Here is an 18,661-nt window from a genome sequence, read left to right on the forward strand (position 1 = left end):
CACAAATGTACTGCTCTTCAATGCAGGCTTGCGTCTTCCGACGCCACCCGCAGCACGGTCCGCCCGTGCGCCTGTCCAGCCAGCAAGCGCTCAAACACTTGTGGCAGCGCATCAAATACTTCCTCGCTGGCAATTTCTGCCAGACGGCGAGGCCGCAGATCAGCGGCCAGGCGTGCCCATGCACGCTCCCTGACCGCAAACCCAGCGTAGCCCGAATCGATCCCCAGCAAGCTGACGCCACGCAATACGAAGGGCATGACCGTCGTATCGAGCGCCGTGCCTGCCGCCAGACCGATGCTGGTAATGACCCCGGTAGGCTTGGCCGTACTCAGCAGCCACGCCAGTGTATTGCCGCCAATACTATCAACGGCACCAGCCCAGAAACCCTTATCCAGTGGTTTGATTTCGCCCGGCACCTCACTCCGCAACATGACCCGGCGAGCCCCCAGCGACTGCAACCACTCACGCTGATCGGCCTTGCCGGTCAGCGCCACTACTTCATAACCCCGCCCGGCCAGCATGTCGATGGCGAGGCTACCTACGCCGCCTGTCGCGCCCGTCACCAGCACCGGCCCGGCCTCGGGCTTGAGCCCGTTGTCTTCCATGCGGTTGATCGCCATGGCCGCCGTCAAACCTGCCGTACCCAGGGCCATGGCCTCGAAAAGGCTAAGGCTCTCAGGCAAGGGCACAACCCAACCGCCCGGCACCAAGGCGTATTCGGCATAGCCGCCGTGATGCGCCACGCCGAGGTCGTAGCTGGTCACGATGACTTTGTCTCCGGGCTTGAAACGCGGTGCGCCACTGCGTACCACCGTGCCCGCCAGATCAATGCCTCCGACACAAGGGAACCGCTTGATGATCCGACCTTGTCCCGTCGCCGCCAGCGCGTCCTTGTAATTGACACTGGAATACTCGACACGGATCAGCACATCGCCCGCATCCAGCTGCGACTCATCCATTTGCACGAAGCTGCCGCGCACCTTGCCCTGATCCTGTGTCACGAGAAACGCGCGGAATGACTTCACGCAAACAGCTCCATCAGTTCTGACAGCAAAATCAGTTTTGGCGTCGATGCGGCGGATTATAGGCACACCCCTTCAGGCAAGTTCGAAGAATTCTGACTTGCGGCGATGGGAGCGCGATACTCAAGACAAGCGGCCGAAATACTTTAAGGCAGTTGCGAGTCCCGCAACCGTTCAAGAATTCACGAAAGGATGCCGTTAGCCTGTCAGGAAATGCGGAGTTGTAACCCATGATTGCAGCACCACTGACAAGTATCGACAGTTATATCGCGTACTTTAGCCAGGCGCCCCTGCCTGTGCTGCGCCGCACCGTAAGGGCGCTGGCCGAGTTGCGCGCTGACGAAGACAGCGTCAGCGGACGACGTATCGCGACCGTCGTCCTGCAGGACCCGCTCATGACCTTGCGCGTGCTGGTGTATATCGAAGCCAACCGGCGCAGTGCCCAGAATCACGACATCACCACCATCGAACGGGCGATCATGATGATCGGCATCACGCCCTTCTTCGATAAATTCTCCGACCTGCCGACCGTCGAAGAGCAACTGGGCAGTCACCCGCGCTCCCTGCTCGGAGTCCTTCACGTGATCGCGCGCGCCCGACAGGCGGCAAGCTACGCACGCGACTGGGCGGTGATACGCCACGACCTGGACGTAGACGAAGTCACCGTCGCCGCCTTGTTGCACGAAGCGGCGGAAATCCTGTGCTGGTGCTTTGCACCCGAGCTGATGCAGCGAATCACACAGCAGATGCTGGACACACCAGGCCTGCGCAGCGCCAAGGCACAAAGCGACACCCTCGGCTTCGACATGCACGAGATCCAGCTCGCGCTGGTCAATGCCTGGCATCTGCCCGAACTACTGATCACCCTGATGGACGACGACCAGGCGCACAACCCGCGCGTGCGCAACGTGGTGCTGGCCAACAACCTCGCTCGCCACGCTTCCAAGGGCTGGCAGGATCCAGCCCTCCCCGATGATTACAGCGCCGTGGCGAGCCTGCTCCATATGAGCAATGAGCAATTGCTCAAACGGCTCGATGTGCCGCCAGAGTTCTGGCCCTCGACAACAAAGGACTCCGCCGATCCGCTGGTCGGCTAGGACGACGCCCGCGCCCGTTACACTGGGGACATCACGAACCCGTTGTCAGTCTGATTGTCCGGTCTGCCATCCAAGCGGAGGTTTCATTCATGAGTGTTTTCAGCGCTGTCGTTCTCGGTGTGCTGGTGCTTGTCCTTTTCTATAGCGTGTTCATCTACAACACGCTGGTGCAGCTCAAGCACGGCGTGTCGAAAGCCTGGGCGAACATCGACGTGCTGCTCAAGCAACGCCATGACGAACTGCCCAAGCTGGTCGAAGTCTGCCGTCAGTACAAGGACTTCGAGCAAGCCACGCTCGAGCGCGTGATCGCTGCGCGCGGCAAGGTGCAAGACGCCAGCCAGCAGCACGACCTCGGTGCACTCGGCACTGCGGAAAGCGCCCTGCGCGCCAGCACGCTGCGCCTGTTCGCAGTCGCCGAGGCCTACCCCGAGCTGCGTGCCAACGAACACTTCATGCAGCTGCAGGCGCGCATCACCACGCTGGAAAACGGCATCGCGGACCGTCGGGAGCTGTACAACGAATCGGCCAACCTGCTCAACGTCGGCCGCGAGCAATTCCCGGATCTCGTCATTGCGCGCTTGTTCAATTTTGAAGAAGCGGTCTTGCTGGAATTTGCCGCAAGCGAAAAAGCAGACGTCGATATGGCCAGCCTGTTCCGGCCCGCTGCCTGAACGTCTTGCTGTTTTCGCAATTGGGTCTGCATCGCTACACCACGCGCGCCCTGCCGTTCTGCGCCCAGCTGTGCCTTGCCGGCATCGCAGCGGGCGCACAGGCCGGCACCAGCGCATGGCTTGCCGTCCTGTTGCTGGGCGTGATCAGCATCGCCGCCTGGCTGGGTGCCTTGCGCACCTTGCACACGATCTCCGCCACACCGCTGTCACGCATCGCTTCCGCCGCACAGGGCTACGTCGCACTGCAAGGGCGTGGCCGAGCACTCGCCGGCGTGCCCCTGCTGTCCCCCTACAACGGCCTGCCCGTGCTGTGGTACCGCCTGCACATCGAAGAGCGCGACGGTGACGGAGCCTGGCAATCAGTGAATCAGGACCAGAGCGACGCCTGCCTGCTGCTCGAAGACGATAGCGGCCGCTGCGCCATCGATCCGCACGACGCCGACGTGCACACCGCACAGCGCGAGACCGAAACCCGCGGCGACATGCGCTACACCCACTGGTGCCTGACCGAACACACGCCCCTGTTCGTGCTCGGCGAATTTCACACCTTGCAAGGCGAGACACTCAACCAGACCGAGCGCGAAACCATCAAACAGATCCTCGCCGACTGGAAGCACGACCGGCCGGAACTCCTGCGACGCTTCGACCTGAATGGCGATGGAGACCTCAGCGAAGAGGAATGGGAACTGGCACGCAGTGAAGCCGGCCGCGAAGCGCGCCGCCAGCGTATCGAGGCCGATCAGGCAGCCGCCCTGCATATGGTCAAACAACCGCGTGACAGTCGCCCCTTCCTCATTTCGGCAGTCAAACCGTGGCGCCTCAAACTGCCACATCGCGCCTGGTGCGTCTGGCATGCCGCCATGTTTCTGGTCAGTTGCATAGCCATCGCGATGCTTCAACAAACCGGCACGCTTGCGCTACCCTGAACGACCGTCTGCACTTCCTCCGGAGTCCCCCCAATGTCAGCTCAAGAATTCGTTGTCGCCCCACCTGCCACGGTCAGCCTGCCTGTCGCCGGCAGCAATGCACGCTTTCCTGTGCGTCGCATTTACTGCGTCGGCCGCAACTACCTCGACCACATCCGCGAGATGGGCAACGACGTAAAAGAGCCGCCGATTTTCTTTGCAAAACCCACCGACGCCATCGTGCAGGATGGCGCCACGATTGCTTACGCCGCGGTCACCGAGAACTTCCACTACGAAGTCGAACTGGCGGTTGCGATCGGCCGCAGCGGTCACAACATCACGGAAGGCGAGGCGCTGAGTCACGTCTTTGGCTACGCCGTGGCGCTCGACATGACGCGTCGCGATCTGCAGAAGGCCCTCTCCAGCAAGGGTTCGCCGTGGGACGTTGCCAAGGGCTTCGACCAGGCCTGCCCCTGCGGCACGATTCACCCGGCGGCCAGCGTCGGCAAGATCGACGACGGCGCCATCAAGCTGAGCGTCAACGGCGAAGTGAAGCAGCAGAGCACGCTCGACCACATGATCTGGAACGTGCCACAAATCATCGCCGAACTCTCGCGCCTGTTCGTGCTGCAACCCGGTGACCTGCTCCTCACTGGCACTCCCGCCGGAGTCGGCCCGGTCATACCCGGCGACGTGATGGTCGGCAGCATCGACAAGCTGGGTTCGCTCACGATCACCGTCGGCGCGCGTGGCTGACCCGGGGTCATCCGACGCGCCACCCGGCTTGTTGCTCTGGGCGCTGGTATTGGGGCTCACGGGCGTCGTGGCCGGCGTCTTCGGGCCCGCGATATTTGCCCCGCAGGTACAGCGGAATCCCCTGATCGGGGCGCTGGTCACCGGCCCGCTCGCCCTGATCTTCGGCATGCTGCTCGGCAAGGCAGTACAGCGCTCCGGCCTCACCGCGCGATTGCAATGGCAGGTCCTGTTCGGCTGCGCCGGTGCCCTGGTGACGACGACGCTTTACTTCGGTCTGCGTGGCTGAAGGACCGGCCGCACTGAGCTCCCAAGCCGGAGCAGATCAAGCTGGCTTGGGTATGCGACCGCGCCAGTAGATTGGCAGCACGCGCGCCGCCCAGGCCACCATCAACAGCACCCACAAACCGGACACGGCGTGCAACCAGGCCAGCGACAGGCCTGCCAGCGCAATCAGTACGCGCAGGGCTGCCACCACGTGCAGGGCCAGGTAGATTGCCCAGTAGCCTCGATCCGCCACCAGGGCCCTGCCGCTATGCCCCAGTGAGACACGCGTGACGAATGCGACCAGCATCGTGGCGCAGAAGCCGAGCGCCAGGGCATGCGAGGGGGCGCTGCCTACGGCGACGCCGGACAGTGCCAGCGCGTGCAAACCAAGTGCCAATGGCAGCCATGCAAATGACAGGTGAAGCATGAACAAGAGGCGGTTGGCTGTCGCGGCATACAGGTTCCAGCGCCAGCTTGCGAGTGCCAGGGCAACAGCCATGGCGAAGGCAGTCATGGCCTGGAGACGGGACCAGGGCAACTCGACATCGGCAGGCGCCATGAGCGCCAACACAAGGCATGCGAGCAGCCAGCCATCGAGCAGATAGAAAGGTCGCCACGCCTTTACCTGCGGCAATGCCGAATGGGTGAAGAAGGGAATCATGCGGTGACAGACGATCAGGAACACCGGCACGATGAAAGCCCAGAGCGACAGCTGCCTTGCCCAGACCCACATGGCTGCGCCATGCGCGGAGCGCGCGAACAACGCCCACGCCAGCGTAACGCCCAGCGCGAGACAGCCCCCCAGCATGACAACCAGCAGGCGCTTCGCGTGACGCCGGTCATCCACCTCACTGCGACGCACGCAGCTCGCCCAGAGCGCCGTTGCTGCAAACCAGCTGACCAGCATCAGCGTCAGCCCTGGGGCCGGCCACGGCGCCCCGAGCGTGAAGCCCGGTAGCGCGAGCACCAGCCCGAGCAGATACAGGGGCGCAAGCAAGCCATGCCTCCTGGGTGGAGAGGTCTGCAACCAACGCGGACCGGCCGTGAAAATGAAGCCCATCATGAACAAGGGGAATACCCCGAGCGGCATCAACACGGCATGCACCATGGTCGCGGGGTAGGCAGTCACTGCATTGAAGCCAAGTGCGCCGGCCCACCACAGGGACATGAAGATCACGCCTGTAACACCCGCAGCAAAGAAGATGCGATGCGGTTCGCTGTCGCGACAGCGCCAGACGTCGCCAAGACCTCGCCACATCCCGCGCAACAGGTTGGAACTGCTGGGGGCATTCATGAGAGGAGGCTCTCCGGGCGGAGCCCGGCCGCTGGCATGTTGTGGCCTGGTCGCATGCCACGACTCTCCCTCACCCACATATATCTCGTCATTGTCAGCCTGTTCTTCTGTAGGTCATGAATGAGCCTTGCGCTGCATCAGCGGCGAACGCGCAGCACGAGCGCAAGTTCTCAAGCTCACCATACCGCGCACCTCCTGCATGCGTTTGATCCAGATCAAACGGCCACCAATCATAAGATGTACAAATGATGCAGCTTTAAAAATTGACGCACAGAAGCGTCAGTGAAATGCGCATCGGAGCGCCAAAAGCATGCTCACGCAACCGCATTCGTTACTGCATCATCAAGGGAGGGTTCAATGCAAAATTCACGCAAGCTATGGTCGTGGCTCGCGGCCATCTTCCTGCTGTCGTTCGGCGTACTCGGCTGGATGGGCAGGGAGATCTATCTGTCGGCGCCGCCGATACCAACGCAGATCGTGCAGACCAATGGTGACGTGCTGTTCAGCGGCGCACAGGTGCAACGCGGTCAGGAAGCCTGGCTGGCAGCCGGCGGCCAGCAGCTCGGCTCGGTGTGGGGCCACGGCAGCTATGTCGCGCCCGACTGGTCGGCCGACTGGCTGCATCGCGAAGCGCTGGCACTCGGCGACGCGATCGCACAGGCGCGCTTCAAGTCCGACTTCGCCGCGCTCGACGCCGACGAGAAAGCCGTGGTCAGCGCACGCGTGAAGGAAGAACTGCGCCACAACACGTATGACGCGGCCACCGGCAACATCACCGTCAGTGCCGAACGCGCCACCGCCATCGCCGCGCTCACGAAGCATTACACCGACCTGTTCGGCGACGAGCCCAAGCTCGATGCGCTGCGCGAGCAGTACGCGATGATTGCCGCCACGATCAAGGACCCGCAGGATCTGCAAGCCCTGCCCGCCTTCTTCTTCTGGACGGCCTGGTCTGCCGCGACAAACCGCCCCGGCGAATCGCATCTGTCATACACCAGCAACTGGCCGCATGAGCCACTGGTGGACAACGTGCCGACGACCTCGAACGGCGTCTGGTCGGTCGCCAGCGTGATCCTGCTGATCGCAGCCATCGCCGGTATGGTGGCGCTGCACGCCTCGCACAAGGAAGAGGCTGACCCGGCACCGCCACAGGCCGACCCGCTGTTCGATCTCAAGCCGACGCCGTCGATGAAGGCCACGCGCAAGTACTTCTACGTGGTCATCGGTCTCTTGCTTGCGCAAGTCGGCCTCGGCGCCATCACCGCGCACTACGCGGTCGAGGGCCAGAACTTCTTCGGCCTGCCGCTGGCGCAGATCCTGCCCTACACGGTCAGCCGCACCATCCACACACAACTCGGCGTGCTGTGGATCGCTACCGCATGGCTCGCCACGGGTCTCTACATCTCGCCAGCACTGTCGGGGCATGAGCCAAAATTCCAGAAACTCGGCGTGAATGTATTGTTCTACGCGCTGCTGCTCATCGTCGTCGGCTCGATTGCCTGCGGCTGGATCGGCACGATGCAACGCCTTGGCACCAACTTCAGCTTCTGGCTCGGCAGCCAGGGGCTGGAATACACCAGCATGGGCCGCATCTGGCAGTACGGCCTGTTCGCCGGCCTGCTCATCTGGCTCGGTCTCATGGCGCGCGCGCTGTGGCCTGCACTCAAGCGTCCGTCTGAAAGCCGCGGCCTGATCGCCATGGTGTTCCTGTCGGCCACCTGTATCGGCGGCTTCTACGCCAGCTCGCTGATGTGGGGCCAGCACAGCCACTACTCGATGATCGAGTACTGGAGATGGTGGCTGGTGCACCTGTGGGTCGAAGGCTTCTTCGAAGTGTTCGCCACCGCCGTCATCGCGCTGATCTTCACGCGCCTCGGCCTGATCCGCGCCGCGACGGCCAACACTGCCATCGTCATGGAAACCATCGTCTTCCTGTTCGGCGGCATCCTCGGCACGCTGCACCACCTCTACTTCACCGGCACACCGACCTCGGTGATCGCCATCGGCGCCATGTTCTCCGCGCTCGAAGTCGTGCCGCTGGCGCTGGTCGGTGTCGAAGGCTATCGCAACTACCAGCGCAGCAAGGGCGCACCGTGGCTCACCACGTACCGCTGGCCGATCATGTGCTTCATCGCCGTCGGCTTCTGGAACACGGTCGGCGCCGGCGTGCTCGGCTTCACCATCAACCCGCCGATCTCGCTGTACTACCTGCAAGGTCTCAACATGACAGCGGCACATGGACACGCGGCACTGTTCGGTGTGTACGGCATGCTCGGCATCGGCCTGCTGCTGTTCTGCCTGCGCGGCCTCTCGCCACGCAGCCTGTGGCAAGACAAGCTGCTCAGCCCCGCCTTTTGGTCGCTCAACATCGGCCTCGCGATGATGGTCTTCATGTCCCTCGTGCCGGCCGGCATCTACCAGGCCTGGGCCAGCGTCAGCCACGGCCTGTGGTACGCCCGCTCCGCCGAAGTCATCCACTCCAAGGTGATGACCACGCTGGTGTGGCTGCGCGTGCCGGGTGACATCGTGTTCGCAGTCGGCGTGCTGTTCCTCGCCGTGTTCGCCCTGCGCCTGCTCGGCAGGGAGCGTGCTGCAGCAACCACCGGGAGTACGGCCGCTGCGCGCACGTAGAATGCATCGGAATCAATGAACGGGAGGCCCACGGAAACCCCGTGGGCCTTTTACTTTGCGAGACATGAATCATGGATTACGCGAGCACCAAACTACTGCACATCGGCTGCGTCACCCTCAGCATCAGCCTCTTCGCCCTGCGCGGCACCCTGCAACTCGCGGGCATCGAATGGCGCCGCTGGCGCGTACTGCGAGTCGCCCCGCACATCGTTGACAGCGTGCTGCTGTTCTCGGCAATCAAACTGGCGATGACGCTGCACATCTCACCGCTGAATAGCTGCTGGCTGGCTGCAAAGGTGCTTGCGCTGATTGGCTACATCCTGCTTGGGCGATATGCGTTGCGGGCGCCGGCGTGGGCTGCTGATGGCGTGTCGCGGGTACGAGCCTTGTTGCCGTTTGTGGCGGCGCTGCTGACGGTGGGGTATATCGTGGGCGTGGCGGTTACGCATTCGCCGAGTTGGGGGTTGGCTATACGACTAGGGTTCGTACGAGGATAGCTTCGGCACTCCCGCGCCCTTCCGTGAAGCCGAATAGGCAGCGCTATGCCGGCGGCTTGGGGTTGTGTAGTCCGACAAAGCCATCAGACAATGTGCCGCTTACTTCATGCTTATCCGCCATGCCCATCGATCCAGACCGCGCAAAGGCCTTCTTCCGGTCCCTCTCTCCAGAGCAGATCGCGGAAGGTAATCGTCGTGAGCAGGCCAACTACGAGAGTCAAGTGTCGGAGTTTCGTAGAGCCTACGCGAAAGGGCATTGCTATCTTTGCAACGGGCCTTTCGACCAGATGCGCGCTGCGCACCCCTGCACACATTGGTTACTTCGGCGGTGTCGTTTTAAGAAGAAAGACTTTCTGAGCATCGCTGAGCGGTACGACTACCACAACATCGCTGCGTTCCTGCGCTGGTGCGCGAACGAAGAGTCTCTGCTCCGGAATATCAATGACCTAGAGTCTGAGAAGTCAGATAGGAAGGTTATCAGCTACACAGTCAAGTGGAAAAACATTGACTGGACCTTTGACTGCACTGAGAACGATATGCGCGGCCACGGCGCAGGGGCATCTTCACATCCGCACTATCACTTTCAAATGCGAATCGATGGTCGCCAATTCATCAACTTCAATGAGTTTCATGTTCCGCTATCGGACCGTGATCTCTTTAATTTGAGCCTAAGGGACGAGCAGAATGCTCACCACAGCTTCGGCGCTGCTGGTTCTGGGATGCAGGAGGCCGTCTCGGCTGATCCCGGTCTTAGTTTGGAGCACGCCAGCCCTACGACCGATGAAGACGAAGCTGCGTATCACTTCTCAACGATGATCGATACAACCGATCAACCTCTTTCTAGCGACGAGATTCACAACATCTTTGAAGAGGCAAAGCGCACCAACAAATCGTTCGCCTTTGTTGCAAAGCAGCGACTGCAAGGCCGCGCTCGCATTCAGACTGTGATCTCTCCGATGCATAGCATTCCCGACATTGCCAACCGAACAGAGCACAAACCGCGATGAGCGCGTAGAGTGGATTCGCGAAGCAGGCCACCGCCCCACTGCTCACAGCAAGAAAAAAAGGCGCTCAAACCAGAGCGCCTTTTTTGTGCCGATCGCCTTTTAAAGCTCGATCGGTTTGTAATGCGGCACCAGCACTTTCATGACGCTCCAGCCGATCAGGTAGGCCACGGCGCAGATCGAGAAGATGACGAAATAGCCCGACTCGATGCCATGGAACCCAAGCACTTTCCATTGGGTAGCCGCAGCAAAATCGAACAGAGCACCCGAGCCTTTGTTGATGAGGAAGGAGCCGACGCCGCCGGCCATGCCGCCAATGCCGGTGATGGTGGCGATTGCCGACTTGGGGAACATGTCGCCCACAGTCGAGAAGATATTCGCCGACCACGCCTGGTGAGCCGCCCCCGCGAGACCGATGATGATGGTCGGGAACCAGTATGAAAGATGGCCCAACGGTTGTGCCAGCAGGGCTAGCAACGGGAAGAACGCAAAGATCAGCATCGCACGCATGCGACCCTCGTAAGGATTCATTCCTCTTTTCTCGACGAAGTACGAAGGCAGCCAGCCACCGACGATGGAGATCAAGGTGATTCCGTAGAGCACGAACAGGAGGACCTGCGCCATGGTGGTGTCGGAGGTGAGGCCATACACGTCGCTCAGATAAGCCGGCGTCCAGAACAGGTAGAACCACCACACACCGTCGGTCATGAACTTGCCGAAGACGAACGCCCAGGTTTGCTTGTATTTGAAGCATTCGAGGAAGGACATCTTTCTTTCCGCCGCGCCCGCATTGCCGCTCGCTCCGCGCTCGGTCTGTTTGTCCTGGTTGATGTAGTCGAGCTCCGCCTTGTTGACCGAGGGGTGCTGATCAGGCTTCTTGAACATGAATATCCAGAAGCCCATCCACACGAAGCCAAGCGCACCGATCAGTACGAATGACATCTCCCAGCCGTAGTGCCGGGCGATGACGGGAATGGAGACCGGCGCCAGAAGAGCGCCGACGGTGGCGCCTGCGTTGAATATGCTGGTGGAGAAAGCCCGGTCCTTTTTCGGGAAGTATTCCGCAGTCGCCTTGATGGCGGCCGGGAAGTTGCCGGCCTCACCGAGGGCCAGGACGAAGCGCGTGAATATGAACAGGCTGATGCTCACCGTGGCGATCAGCCCGGCGTCGCCCACCGTGCCGATCGCTTCCTTGGCACCTTCAAAACCGACGAGCCATTGGCCGGCGACGATGCCCGAGGTGGCAATGCCGCAGAAGGCGTGCAGCACGGCACCAAGCGACCAGACACCGATCGCCCACAGGAAGCCACGCTTGGTATCGAGCCAGTCGATGAAGCGACCGGCAAACAACATACTGCATGCATAGAAGATGGAGAAAAGCGCGGTGATGTTTCCGTAGTCCGTATTGGTCCAGTGGAACTCGGGCGCGATGAAATCTTTCCAGGTCAGGGACAGGACCTGACGGTCCAGGTAATTGATCGTGGTGGCAAAGAACAGCAGGCTACAAATGGTCCATCTGTAATTCGTCATCTTTCCGGTTTGGTTTGCTGCAGGCATCTCACTACTCCAGACTCATCTCAGAACAGGCTTTTGCATGCGCGCAGATCGAGGCGCATGGGCACATAAGACGTACAGCCAGAGATTAGTCCTGCCCGCCAGAATTGACTCAAGTCAATCGCCTGAACTTGATCTGCCTCAATTGAAAATTCGTGTCGGACTGCGTGCCGACTCGGCAGACAGTGGCGAGCCTGCATGCAGTTTCTGAAAAGCCATCGTCATTCAAACGATGGCTGGATGACGAGCCTCCTGCGAAGGATCTGCAGGTAGAGGCACCCACGCAATACGGGCCTCCACAGGCTCTCAGGGTGGGTTCGCGGGCCCATCACGGCCGGGATGACGTTCGCAGATGCCTGCCTATACTGGATTGATCAGCAGCATTGCAGACCGTCGGGGTAACCATGCCTATTGGTGCTACGCGCGACGCCCTGTCGCACATCTTTTTCCAGCGTTGTTTCTGGTTGTTCGTCGTGCTGCTGGCGCTGATCGGCGCGGTGTCCTTCGTGCCGGGAGACAACACCGGTCGCCTGATCATCAATGGCGTCAACGTGTTCCTCCTGATCGCGACGGTCGCAGCCGTCGGACGCACGACGATCTCGTTCGTCATGGCGCTGCTGCTCGCCATTCCAGCCGTGTGGTTCCAGTATCTCGGTCTCTGGCATGACAACGACAGCGATCTGGCGTGGTCGTGGATTTTCTGTGCCGCACTTTATTTCATCACTACCGCATACCTGCTGCGCTATGTCTTCCAGCCGAGGATCATGACGGAGGACAAGCTGTTCGGCGCGGCCGCCGCCTACCTCATGCTCGGCGTGCTGTGGGCGTATCTCTACGCCCTCGTCGGCTATTTCTATCCGCAGTCGTACCTGATCGTCGGGCAACCCGGTCGGCTGGTGTATGCCGACGCCCTCTACCTGAGCATGACCGTGCTCACCAGCACGGGCTTTGGCGACGTGGTGCCGCTGACGCGTCAGGCGCGCGGCATCTGCATGATCGAACAGGTCGCCGGTGCGCTGTTCGTCGCCATCCTCATTGCGCGGCTGGCTGGCGTCTATCCGGCGCGGGAGCGCTACGTCGATGACGGAAAGCCGTAAGCCCCTGCGTAGAGCAGAACTCCTGCGGAGGCTCCGCCAGCCGCCGCCAGGCAGCTTCATGCAAGGTACGTATGCGCCCTACAGCCAGTCGTTCTCGGCGCGGCGCTTGGCGTAGCCTTCCGCTTTGTCGAGCCCTTCACGTGCGTACTTCTGCAGCGCGCGGAAGCTGCGCTCCCATTGCTCCTTGCTCGGCCTGGTATTCACGATCAAGCTCATCTGCGCCGTCAGTTTCGCGATGAGCGCGTCAGCCTCGGCAAGCTGTTTCCGGTACTCATCGCGCATGTCCTTGTACTCGGCGGCGTAGACCAGTTCCACCTTGCGATCCTGGCAAACGCCAACGCAGGTCTGCGGGCCGTCTATCCTGCCGCAGCCGATGCACTGCCAGGCTTTCATGACCTCCACATCGGGTGTCATCGGCTCGCTCCGCTCAGCTCTGGTGCCGCACGAAGTCGATGATCACGGCGCCCGGTTCGCGCTGCACGTATTGCACGAGAACCGACTGGCCGAAGCGCGAAGTGATCTGTTGCAGCAGCGGGATGGGGTCATGGTCATTCGCGAAGCGCATCGTCTCGCCCGGCGTCAGCGCGTCAAGTGCGCCGAAGATGGCGGCGTGGCGGAAACGCTTGGCGATGCCGCGTGCATCGAAGCCGTAGATGGCGTCGGGCGAGACGAAACTGTGGGCGCATGAAGTCATGGTGTTCCTTTCGTGGTGATGAGACTCTCGTAGAGTGGAAACAGCTCGCGCTCCTCGAAGCGGATGTGTGCGGACAAGATCTGGCCGAATTCCGTAAGCGCGCTGGCATCGCCACCTGCGATGCGCGAAGCGAGGCGCAGCAGGCTGTCGTGATCCTGCAGCGCACGCGTGCGTTCGGCGTCATACCTGCCTTGCAATATAGGCAAGATGTCGCGTTCTTCTTCCTCGAAATGCGGCAGCAGCTCGTTAGCGAGACTCTGCAGCACTGTGTGCGACATGCTAGTTTGCGAGGCGACGTCGCTCGCGCAGACGGAAATACGTTTGCTGAGGACGAGCCCGGCGTGATGCTCGCGCGACAGCTTGATGAGTGAGGCGTGTCGTTTCATGTAGGTGTGCTCGGCTTGCGCGCGGCGAGCAGGCTGCCCACCGCCATTGCAAAGAAGAGCAGCAACACTAGCGCGTTGCCCATCGCCGCCCACTGACGCAGGGCAAGCCAGTTGCACACCCCCGCCAGCACGCGCGCGGCCAGCGTGACGTGCAGCACGAACAGCGGCAGGTAGAAGCCGCGATGCCAGTTGAAACCAATGCGCGTGATGGCTGGCACGATCACGGGCGCGTGGCCGAACACCATCGCAAACACGAAGCCGAGCAGCACGGCGTGCAGGGCTGCGTCGCGCAGCACATGGCCCGGCTGCAGCGCGCCGAAAAGACCGGCGAGTGCGCCCACCGCCAGCCACACATAGCCGGACAGCAGGCAGATGGCCATGTAGCGCGTCAGCCCGCTCGAGCGGATGGTGCGACGGGCGATGTCGTAACGCAGCAGCCATAGCGACAGGGCGCCGAGTGCAGCGGCGAACACCTGCAGGCCGGCAGCACTCACGGCGCCGAAGGGTGTTGCGAGCGAAACAGTGATCGCCGCGGCCGTGAGCGCTGCGACGATGAAACCGAAGACGATGCGCGCAACGCGTGGCGTCGGCACGAAGCGCGATAGCTCGAGGCGCTCGGCCGCGATGGTGAGCACGAGGAAAGCGATCCACAGCGGCACCGCAGGCAGCACGCTGCCCGTGACACCCCAGATCGCATTGCCAAGAAGCCAGGCCAGCGCAGCGACGACCAGCGCCATGTGGTGCGCCACGCGCTGGCGCAGCCAGACCGACGAACATGCGATTAGCATCACGAGCGCGGCACCGCTCATGAGCAGGGGCGCGACCACTGCCGGCGCCCCGCCTAGCATGGCAATCACGGAGAGGCCCGACAATAGCGGCGCCAGGTAAGCCCAGCGCGCGCCGATGGCGACCGCGCGCTCGAGCCCGATCAAGGTGCCGAAGAAGCCACCCACCATCAGCGCGCCGTGCGCTGCGATGAGCCCACCGATGAACTGTGCGAGCGCAACCGGCAGGGGCAGGCCGAGGCGCAGCAGACCACTGAGCACGCCGCATGCGAGCGCCGCCACAGCTGGCAGCACCAGCGCCACGCGCAACGGCCCCGACACCGCAGCAGGTGCGGGCGCAGCGTGCGAGGGGGCGGTGGCACTACGCATGGCGCAGGCTCAGTTACAGCTACCGCAGCAGCTCGAAGGCTCGGCCTTGCCGGCAGGCTGACGGCCAATGCGCACCTGCCACACTTCGGGGCCGCGGCTCACGTAGTCCCAGCTGAATTGCCCTTTCGACTCGGCTTCGAACTGGTAGTAGAGCGGCTTGGGATCATGGTCATTGGTCAGCAGCAAGGCCTGGCCCGGCGGCAGTGCCTCGAAGATGCCGAAGATCAGTGGATGACGCTCGCGTGGCTGGATGGCGCGCACGTCGAGCGTGACGGCGATGGACGGAAAAGTCTCGGACATGGTGTGGCTCCTTGGGGTGTGAAAGTCGGGTTGGCTGCAGCTACCAGCCGAAGTGTTCGCGCGCTGTGTCGCTCATCAGATCTGGCGACCAGGGCGGGTTCCAGACGAGCTGGACTTCGATGCATGCATCGGCCGGCAGATTCGCGGCCAGCACTTCCTCAACCTCGGCGAGGATGCCCCCGCTCATCGGGCAGGCCGGCGAGGTCATGGTCATGTCCAGCTGCACGCCTTCGCTGCTGGTCTCGAGGCGATAGACGAGGCCGAGATCAACGATGTTGAGGCCAACTTCAGGATCGATGATCTGACGCAAGGCCTGCTGCAATTTTTCGGCGTCGCATGCGACATGTGGGCGGTTCATAAGCTATCTTCAAAATATATCTTCTGATTCCAATGTATCGGCCGCGCCGGAACAAAGAAACATCGCAAATACTTCTTATTGATCTGCATCATGAAACTGACGACTTTTACGGATTACTCCTTGCGCGTGCTGATGTACCTGGCACTCGAACCGGAACGCCTCGCCACCATCCAGGGTATCGCGGATGCTTACGGCATCTCCGAGAACCACCTCATGAAGGTGGTGCACCACCTGGCGAAGACCAGCGTGGTCGAATCGGTGCGCGGCAAGGGCGGTGGCATTCGCCTGGCACTGCCTGCCAGCGAGATCCGCCTTGGCGCGGTGATCCGTGAAGCGGAAGGTGACGGGCCGATCGTCGAGTGCTTCGCCGAGGAGCACCAATGCTGTATCGCGCCTGACTGCAAGCTGGCCGGCGTACTGTCGCGCGCCTTTGCCGGCCTGTACGAATACCTCGACCAGTACACCCTGGCTGATCTTGTCGAACGGCGGCAACCGCTGATCCGCATCCTGCATATGGCGCGCTGAAGCCAGGCCAGGAAGAGCCCAAGCTGCACACTCGTCATCCCGCCGGGATGACAGAGACATTCTGCGTATTTCCTTATCCACTCCCGAATCGATGCGCCCGCCCATCACAGCCGTTGACGACGATCAACACTGAAGATGCACGTCTGATCCATCTTTGACCCACTAGATCAAACATGGAGACAGCATCATGAACGCCCTGCGCATCACCAGCCTTGCCTTTGTCATGTGCACCCTGTCGGCGGGCACACTGGCGCAGAGTGCAATTGCGCCTGACACGCTCCCCGTCGAGCAGGCAGTACGTCTCGCCCCACCGCAGGTGCCGCCCCCCATCACACGCAAGACGCCGGCACGCGTCGTGGTCGACATGACTGTCGAAGAAGTCGAGCGCGAGATTGCGCCGGGCACCCGCTACATGTTCTGGACCTTCAGCGGCACCGTGCCGGGCCAGATGATCCGCGCCCGTGTCGGCGACACGGTGGAGATCCAGCTGCGCAACCTGCCGAAGAACAAGCTGCCGCACAATATCGATCTGCATGCCGTCACAGGCCCGGGTGGCGGCGCGGCGCAAACCCTGATCGCTCCCGGAAACAAGGCAGTGTTTACGTTCAAGGCGCTCAACCCCGGCCTCTACGTGTATCACTGTGCGACAGCACCGGTGGCCATGCATGTTGCCAATGGCATGTACGGAATGATCCTCATCGAGCCCGAGGAAGGTCTTACCAAGGCCGATCGTGAGTATTACGTGATGCAGGGCGATTTCTACACGCCGGGCGCCTATCGTGCGGGCGGCCTGCAGCCATTCGACATGCAGAAGTCCATCGACGAGAAGCCAAGCTATGTCCTCTTCAACGGCACCGATGGCGCGCTCACAGGCAAGAACGCTCTGACCGCCAACACTGACGAGAAGGTGCGTCTGTTCTTCGGCGTCGGCGGGCCCAACCTGACCTCCAGTTTCCACGTCATCGGCGCGATCTTCGACAAGGTCTACTTCGAAGGCGGCACGCGTTTCCAGGAGCAGGTGCAGACCACGCTGGTGCCCGCCGGCGGCTCAGCGATCGTCGAGTTCACGACGAAGGTGCCGGGCAATCTCACGCTGGTCGACCACTCGCTGTCGCGCGCTTTCAACAAGGGAGCCGTCGGCATCCTGAGCGTGAGTGGCAGCGACAAGCCGGAGATCTACGGCAAGGGCGTGCTCAGCAAGCTGCCTTGATTCACCCCCTTCATTCGTCAGCGAAAGCCACCATCATGAAATATCTGTCCACCTGCATCTTCATCGGTGCCGTCATCGTGCTTGCAGCATTCGCCGGCGCAGCCATGGCGGCTGACAGCGGGCAGGCAGGCTTCGAGCGTGTCTGCGCAGCCTGTCATCTGCCGTCTGGCGAAGGCATGCCCGGCGTCTTTCCTCCCGTCAAGAATTCCGACTATTTCAAGAAAGCAACCCCGGCCCAGCTCATCAAATTGCTCGACAACGGCCTGAGCGGGCCAATCGTCGTGAACGGGCAGAAGTACAACTCGGCGATGCCGCCGCAAGGCCTCAGTGACGAGGATGCGGCGAACGTTCTCAACTATGTCAGCGCCGCGCTCAATGGCGGCAAGCCTGCGTTCACGGCCGAGCAGGTGAAGCGCCTGCGGGCCGCGAAGTAAGCGCCCTGCCCGGCAGAGAAATCATGTTCACGACCGGAACCCGCGCCCGCATCATGCAGATGGCTTGCATCGCCGCGCTCGCACAGTCAGGCACGGCGTACGGGGCGGCGGCACCGCGCTACGTGCAGATTCCGGGCGGCCTGTTTCGCACAGCGCTGCCCGTAGATGGGGCAAAGGTCGCTGTCGCCCCCTTCCGGCTGCGTGCGCAGCCGGTCAGTCGCCGCGAGTACGAGGCCTTTCTCCACCGGCATCGCGAATGGCAACCCGGTCGCGTACCGGCCCTCTTCGCCGACGAGCGCTATCTCGCAGGCTGGGAGACCTCGCCCGGCTTGCCCGATGCACCCGCCACCGCCATCAGCTGGTATGCAGCAAATGCCTACTGCGCCAGCGAACAGGCGCGCCTGCCAAGCTGGCACGAATGGGAGTTCGTTGCGGCGGCGGATGCGACGCGGCGTGATGCCCGCGACGACCCGGCGTGGCGCGAGGAAATCATCGGCTGGTACGAGAAGCCCGCCAGCATGAGTCTGCCCGCGATGAGCAGCCAGCACCCCAACGCCTATGGCGTGCACAACATGCATCGCCTGATATGGGAGTGGGTCGAAGACTTCAACGGTCTGTTCGTCACCGTCGACAGCCGCAACCAGGGCGAACAGAAACTGCTCGAGACCTGTGGCGCGGCAGCGCTGTCTCTGGGCGACCGCGACAACTATGCAATCCTCATGCGCGTCGCCCTCCTCTCCTCTGTCAGCGCACGTGACAGTCTTGAGAGCATGGGTTTTCGCTGCGCGCGCAATCATTGATCCGGAAA

At 62.0% G+C, this 18,661-nt stretch carries 22 protein-coding genes; 13 read left to right on the forward strand and 9 right to left on the reverse strand.

Going from position 1 to position 18,661, the window contains the following annotated elements; all coding sequences use genetic code 11:
* Window positions 1-17: 17 nt before the first annotated feature.
* A complete protein-coding gene (locus VVD49_RS16050) occupies window positions 18-1,025 on the reverse strand; it encodes an oxidoreductase (RefSeq protein ID WP_327600219.1) in 1,008 nt (335 codons plus the stop codon).
* 227 nt (window positions 1,026-1,252) lie between these two features.
* On the opposite strand from VVD49_RS16050, the gene VVD49_RS16055 reads away from it, so the two are divergent.
* The 5 genes from VVD49_RS16055 (at window position 1,253) to VVD49_RS16075 (ending at window position 4,737) form a co-directional block, all read left to right on the forward strand.
* Window positions 1,253-2,119 (forward strand): HDOD domain-containing protein, encoded by an 867-nt coding sequence (locus VVD49_RS16055; protein ID WP_327600220.1) that lies wholly within the window; start codon window positions 1,253-1,255, stop codon window positions 2,117-2,119.
* Between the two features lie 89 nt (window positions 2,120-2,208).
* Window positions 2,209-2,790: a LemA family protein gene (locus VVD49_RS16060; protein WP_327600221.1), complete on the forward strand. Its 582-nt coding sequence runs from the start codon at window positions 2,209-2,211 to the stop codon at window positions 2,788-2,790.
* Window positions 2,791-2,795: 5 nt separating this feature from the next.
* Window positions 2,796-3,716 carry a hypothetical protein gene (locus tag VVD49_RS16065; protein ID WP_327600222.1) on the forward strand — a complete coding sequence of 307 codons (921 nt, stop codon included), beginning with the start codon at window positions 2,796-2,798 and terminating at the stop codon, window positions 3,714-3,716.
* A gap of 33 nt (window positions 3,717-3,749) precedes the next feature.
* A complete protein-coding gene (locus tag VVD49_RS16070; protein WP_327600223.1) occupies window positions 3,750-4,451 on the forward strand; it encodes a fumarylacetoacetate hydrolase family protein in 702 nt (233 codons plus the stop codon).
* Window positions 4,444-4,737 (forward strand): hypothetical protein, encoded by a 294-nt coding sequence (locus VVD49_RS16075; protein WP_327600224.1) that lies wholly within the window; start codon window positions 4,444-4,446, stop codon window positions 4,735-4,737. Before VVD49_RS16070 ends, VVD49_RS16075 begins: the two co-directional genes overlap by 8 nt.
* A gap of 36 nt (window positions 4,738-4,773) precedes the next feature.
* On the opposite strand, the gene VVD49_RS16080 is transcribed toward VVD49_RS16075, so the two are convergent.
* Complete coding sequence (locus VVD49_RS16080) at window positions 4,774-6,009, reverse strand: NnrS family protein (protein WP_327600225.1); 1,236 nt, start codon at window positions 6,007-6,009, stop codon at window positions 4,774-4,776.
* A 357-nt stretch (window positions 6,010-6,366) separates the two neighbouring features.
* Here VVD49_RS16080 and VVD49_RS16085 point away from each other — a divergent pair, with 357 nt between their 5' ends.
* The 3 genes from VVD49_RS16085 (at window position 6,367) to VVD49_RS16095 (ending at window position 10,144) form a co-directional block, all read left to right on the forward strand.
* Complete coding sequence (locus VVD49_RS16085) at window positions 6,367-8,640, forward strand: nitric-oxide reductase large subunit (RefSeq protein ID WP_327600226.1); 2,274 nt, start codon at window positions 6,367-6,369, stop codon at window positions 8,638-8,640.
* Between the two features lie 71 nt (window positions 8,641-8,711).
* The gene (locus VVD49_RS16090) at window positions 8,712-9,137 is read left to right on the forward strand and encodes a SirB2 family protein (RefSeq protein ID WP_327600227.1); all 426 of its coding nucleotides are present in this window, start codon (window positions 8,712-8,714) and stop codon (window positions 9,135-9,137) included.
* A 119-nt stretch (window positions 9,138-9,256) separates the two neighbouring features.
* Window positions 9,257-10,144 carry a calponin homology domain-containing protein gene (locus VVD49_RS16095; RefSeq protein ID WP_327600228.1) on the forward strand — a complete coding sequence of 296 codons (888 nt, stop codon included), beginning with the start codon at window positions 9,257-9,259 and terminating at the stop codon, window positions 10,142-10,144.
* A gap of 99 nt (window positions 10,145-10,243) precedes the next feature.
* On the opposite strand, the gene VVD49_RS16100 is transcribed toward VVD49_RS16095, so the two are convergent.
* Complete coding sequence (locus VVD49_RS16100) at window positions 10,244-11,671, reverse strand: MFS transporter (protein ID WP_327600229.1); 1,428 nt, start codon at window positions 11,669-11,671, stop codon at window positions 10,244-10,246.
* A 428-nt stretch (window positions 11,672-12,099) separates the two neighbouring features.
* Between VVD49_RS16100 and VVD49_RS16105 the strand changes: the two genes are divergently transcribed.
* Window positions 12,100-12,792: a potassium channel family protein gene (locus VVD49_RS16105; protein ID WP_327600230.1), complete on the forward strand. Its 693-nt coding sequence runs from the start codon at window positions 12,100-12,102 to the stop codon at window positions 12,790-12,792.
* A 78-nt stretch (window positions 12,793-12,870) separates the two neighbouring features.
* Here VVD49_RS16105 and VVD49_RS16110 read toward each other — a convergent pair whose 3' ends face one another.
* Genes VVD49_RS16110 through VVD49_RS16135 form a run of 6 tightly spaced genes read right to left on the reverse strand, consistent with a single transcriptional unit; the run spans window position 12,871 to window position 15,684 of the window.
* Window positions 12,871-13,206 (reverse strand): hypothetical protein, encoded by a 336-nt coding sequence (locus VVD49_RS16110; protein WP_327600231.1) that lies wholly within the window; start codon window positions 13,204-13,206, stop codon window positions 12,871-12,873.
* Window positions 13,207-13,219: 13 nt separating this feature from the next.
* The gene (locus tag VVD49_RS16115; RefSeq protein ID WP_327600232.1) at window positions 13,220-13,486 is read right to left on the reverse strand and encodes a DUF2249 domain-containing protein; all 267 of its coding nucleotides are present in this window, start codon (window positions 13,484-13,486) and stop codon (window positions 13,220-13,222) included.
* Complete coding sequence (locus VVD49_RS16120) at window positions 13,483-13,872, reverse strand: hemerythrin domain-containing protein (protein WP_327600233.1); 390 nt, start codon at window positions 13,870-13,872, stop codon at window positions 13,483-13,485. The genes VVD49_RS16115 and VVD49_RS16120 overlap by 4 nt, the downstream gene beginning before the upstream one ends.
* Window positions 13,869-15,026: a hypothetical protein gene (locus VVD49_RS16125; RefSeq protein WP_327600234.1), complete on the reverse strand. Its 1,158-nt coding sequence runs from the start codon at window positions 15,024-15,026 to the stop codon at window positions 13,869-13,871. Before VVD49_RS16125 ends, VVD49_RS16120 begins: the two co-directional genes overlap by 4 nt.
* Before the next feature lie 9 nt (window positions 15,027-15,035).
* Complete coding sequence (locus tag VVD49_RS16130) at window positions 15,036-15,326, reverse strand: DUF2249 domain-containing protein (protein WP_327600235.1); 291 nt, start codon at window positions 15,324-15,326, stop codon at window positions 15,036-15,038.
* Between the two features lie 40 nt (window positions 15,327-15,366).
* A complete protein-coding gene (locus VVD49_RS16135; RefSeq protein ID WP_327600236.1) occupies window positions 15,367-15,684 on the reverse strand; it encodes a metal-sulfur cluster assembly factor in 318 nt (105 codons plus the stop codon).
* Window positions 15,685-15,774: 90 nt separating this feature from the next.
* On the opposite strand from VVD49_RS16135, the gene VVD49_RS16140 reads away from it, so the two are divergent.
* The 4 genes from VVD49_RS16140 to VVD49_RS16155 all read left to right on the forward strand — a co-directional run bounded on the left by VVD49_RS16140 (window position 15,775) and on the right by VVD49_RS16155 (window position 18,653).
* Entirely contained in the window at window positions 15,775-16,209 is a 435-nt protein-coding gene (locus VVD49_RS16140) for an RrF2 family transcriptional regulator (RefSeq protein ID WP_327600237.1), read from the forward strand.
* Between the two features lie 187 nt (window positions 16,210-16,396).
* A complete protein-coding gene (gene nirK / locus VVD49_RS16145; RefSeq protein ID WP_327600238.1) occupies window positions 16,397-17,419 on the forward strand; it encodes a copper-containing nitrite reductase in 1,023 nt (340 codons plus the stop codon).
* A gap of 35 nt (window positions 17,420-17,454) precedes the next feature.
* Entirely contained in the window at window positions 17,455-17,853 is a 399-nt protein-coding gene (locus VVD49_RS16150) for a c-type cytochrome (protein WP_327600239.1), read from the forward strand.
* Window positions 17,854-17,876: 23 nt separating this feature from the next.
* Complete coding sequence (locus VVD49_RS16155) at window positions 17,877-18,653, forward strand: formylglycine-generating enzyme family protein (protein WP_327600240.1); 777 nt, start codon at window positions 17,877-17,879, stop codon at window positions 18,651-18,653.
* Window positions 18,654-18,661: the final 8 nt, after the last annotated feature.

Source organism: Uliginosibacterium silvisoli, assembly GCF_036017035.1.
Taxonomy (GTDB): domain Bacteria; phylum Pseudomonadota; class Gammaproteobacteria; order Burkholderiales; family Rhodocyclaceae; genus Viridibacterium; species Viridibacterium silvisoli.

Bases quoted from the DNA above. Each gene is read 5' to 3' on its own strand.
- VVD49_RS16055 (WP_327600220.1), top strand. From the start codon at position 1,253: ATGATTGCAGCACCACTGACAAGTATCGACAGTTATATCGCGTACTTT.
- VVD49_RS16060 (WP_327600221.1), top strand. From the start codon at position 2,209: ATGAGTGTTTTCAGCGCTGTCGTTCTCGGTGTGCTGGTGCTTGTCCTT.
- VVD49_RS16070 (WP_327600223.1), top strand. From the start codon at position 3,750: ATGTCAGCTCAAGAATTCGTTGTCGCCCCACCTGCCACGGTCAGCCTG.
- VVD49_RS16080 (WP_327600225.1), bottom strand. From the start codon at position 6,009: ATGAATGCCCCCAGCAGTTCCAACCTGTTGCGCGGGATGTGGCGAGGT.
- VVD49_RS16085 (WP_327600226.1), top strand. From the start codon at position 6,367: ATGCAAAATTCACGCAAGCTATGGTCGTGGCTCGCGGCCATCTTCCTG.
- VVD49_RS16090 (WP_327600227.1), top strand. From the start codon at position 8,712: ATGGATTACGCGAGCACCAAACTACTGCACATCGGCTGCGTCACCCTC.
- VVD49_RS16095 (WP_327600228.1), top strand. From the start codon at position 9,257: ATGCCCATCGATCCAGACCGCGCAAAGGCCTTCTTCCGGTCCCTCTCT.
- VVD49_RS16100 (WP_327600229.1), bottom strand. From the start codon at position 11,671: ATGACGAATTACAGATGGACCATTTGTAGCCTGCTGTTCTTTGCCACC.
- VVD49_RS16105 (WP_327600230.1), top strand. From the start codon at position 12,100: ATGCCTATTGGTGCTACGCGCGACGCCCTGTCGCACATCTTTTTCCAG.
- VVD49_RS16110 (WP_327600231.1), bottom strand. From the start codon at position 13,206: ATGACACCCGATGTGGAGGTCATGAAAGCCTGGCAGTGCATCGGCTGC.
- VVD49_RS16115 (WP_327600232.1), bottom strand. From the start codon at position 13,486: ATGACTTCATGCGCCCACAGTTTCGTCTCGCCCGACGCCATCTACGGC.
- VVD49_RS16120 (WP_327600233.1), bottom strand. From the start codon at position 13,872: ATGAAACGACACGCCTCACTCATCAAGCTGTCGCGCGAGCATCACGCC.
- VVD49_RS16125 (WP_327600234.1), bottom strand. From the start codon at position 15,026: ATGCGTAGTGCCACCGCCCCCTCGCACGCTGCGCCCGCACCTGCTGCG.
- VVD49_RS16130 (WP_327600235.1), bottom strand. From the start codon at position 15,326: ATGTCCGAGACTTTTCCGTCCATCGCCGTCACGCTCGACGTGCGCGCC.
- VVD49_RS16135 (WP_327600236.1), bottom strand. From the start codon at position 15,684: ATGAACCGCCCACATGTCGCATGCGACGCCGAAAAATTGCAGCAGGCC.
- VVD49_RS16140 (WP_327600237.1), top strand. From the start codon at position 15,775: ATGAAACTGACGACTTTTACGGATTACTCCTTGCGCGTGCTGATGTAC.
- nirK (WP_327600238.1), top strand. From the start codon at position 16,397: ATGAACGCCCTGCGCATCACCAGCCTTGCCTTTGTCATGTGCACCCTG.
- VVD49_RS16150 (WP_327600239.1), top strand. From the start codon at position 17,455: ATGAAATATCTGTCCACCTGCATCTTCATCGGTGCCGTCATCGTGCTT.
- VVD49_RS16155 (WP_327600240.1), top strand. From the start codon at position 17,877: ATGTTCACGACCGGAACCCGCGCCCGCATCATGCAGATGGCTTGCATC.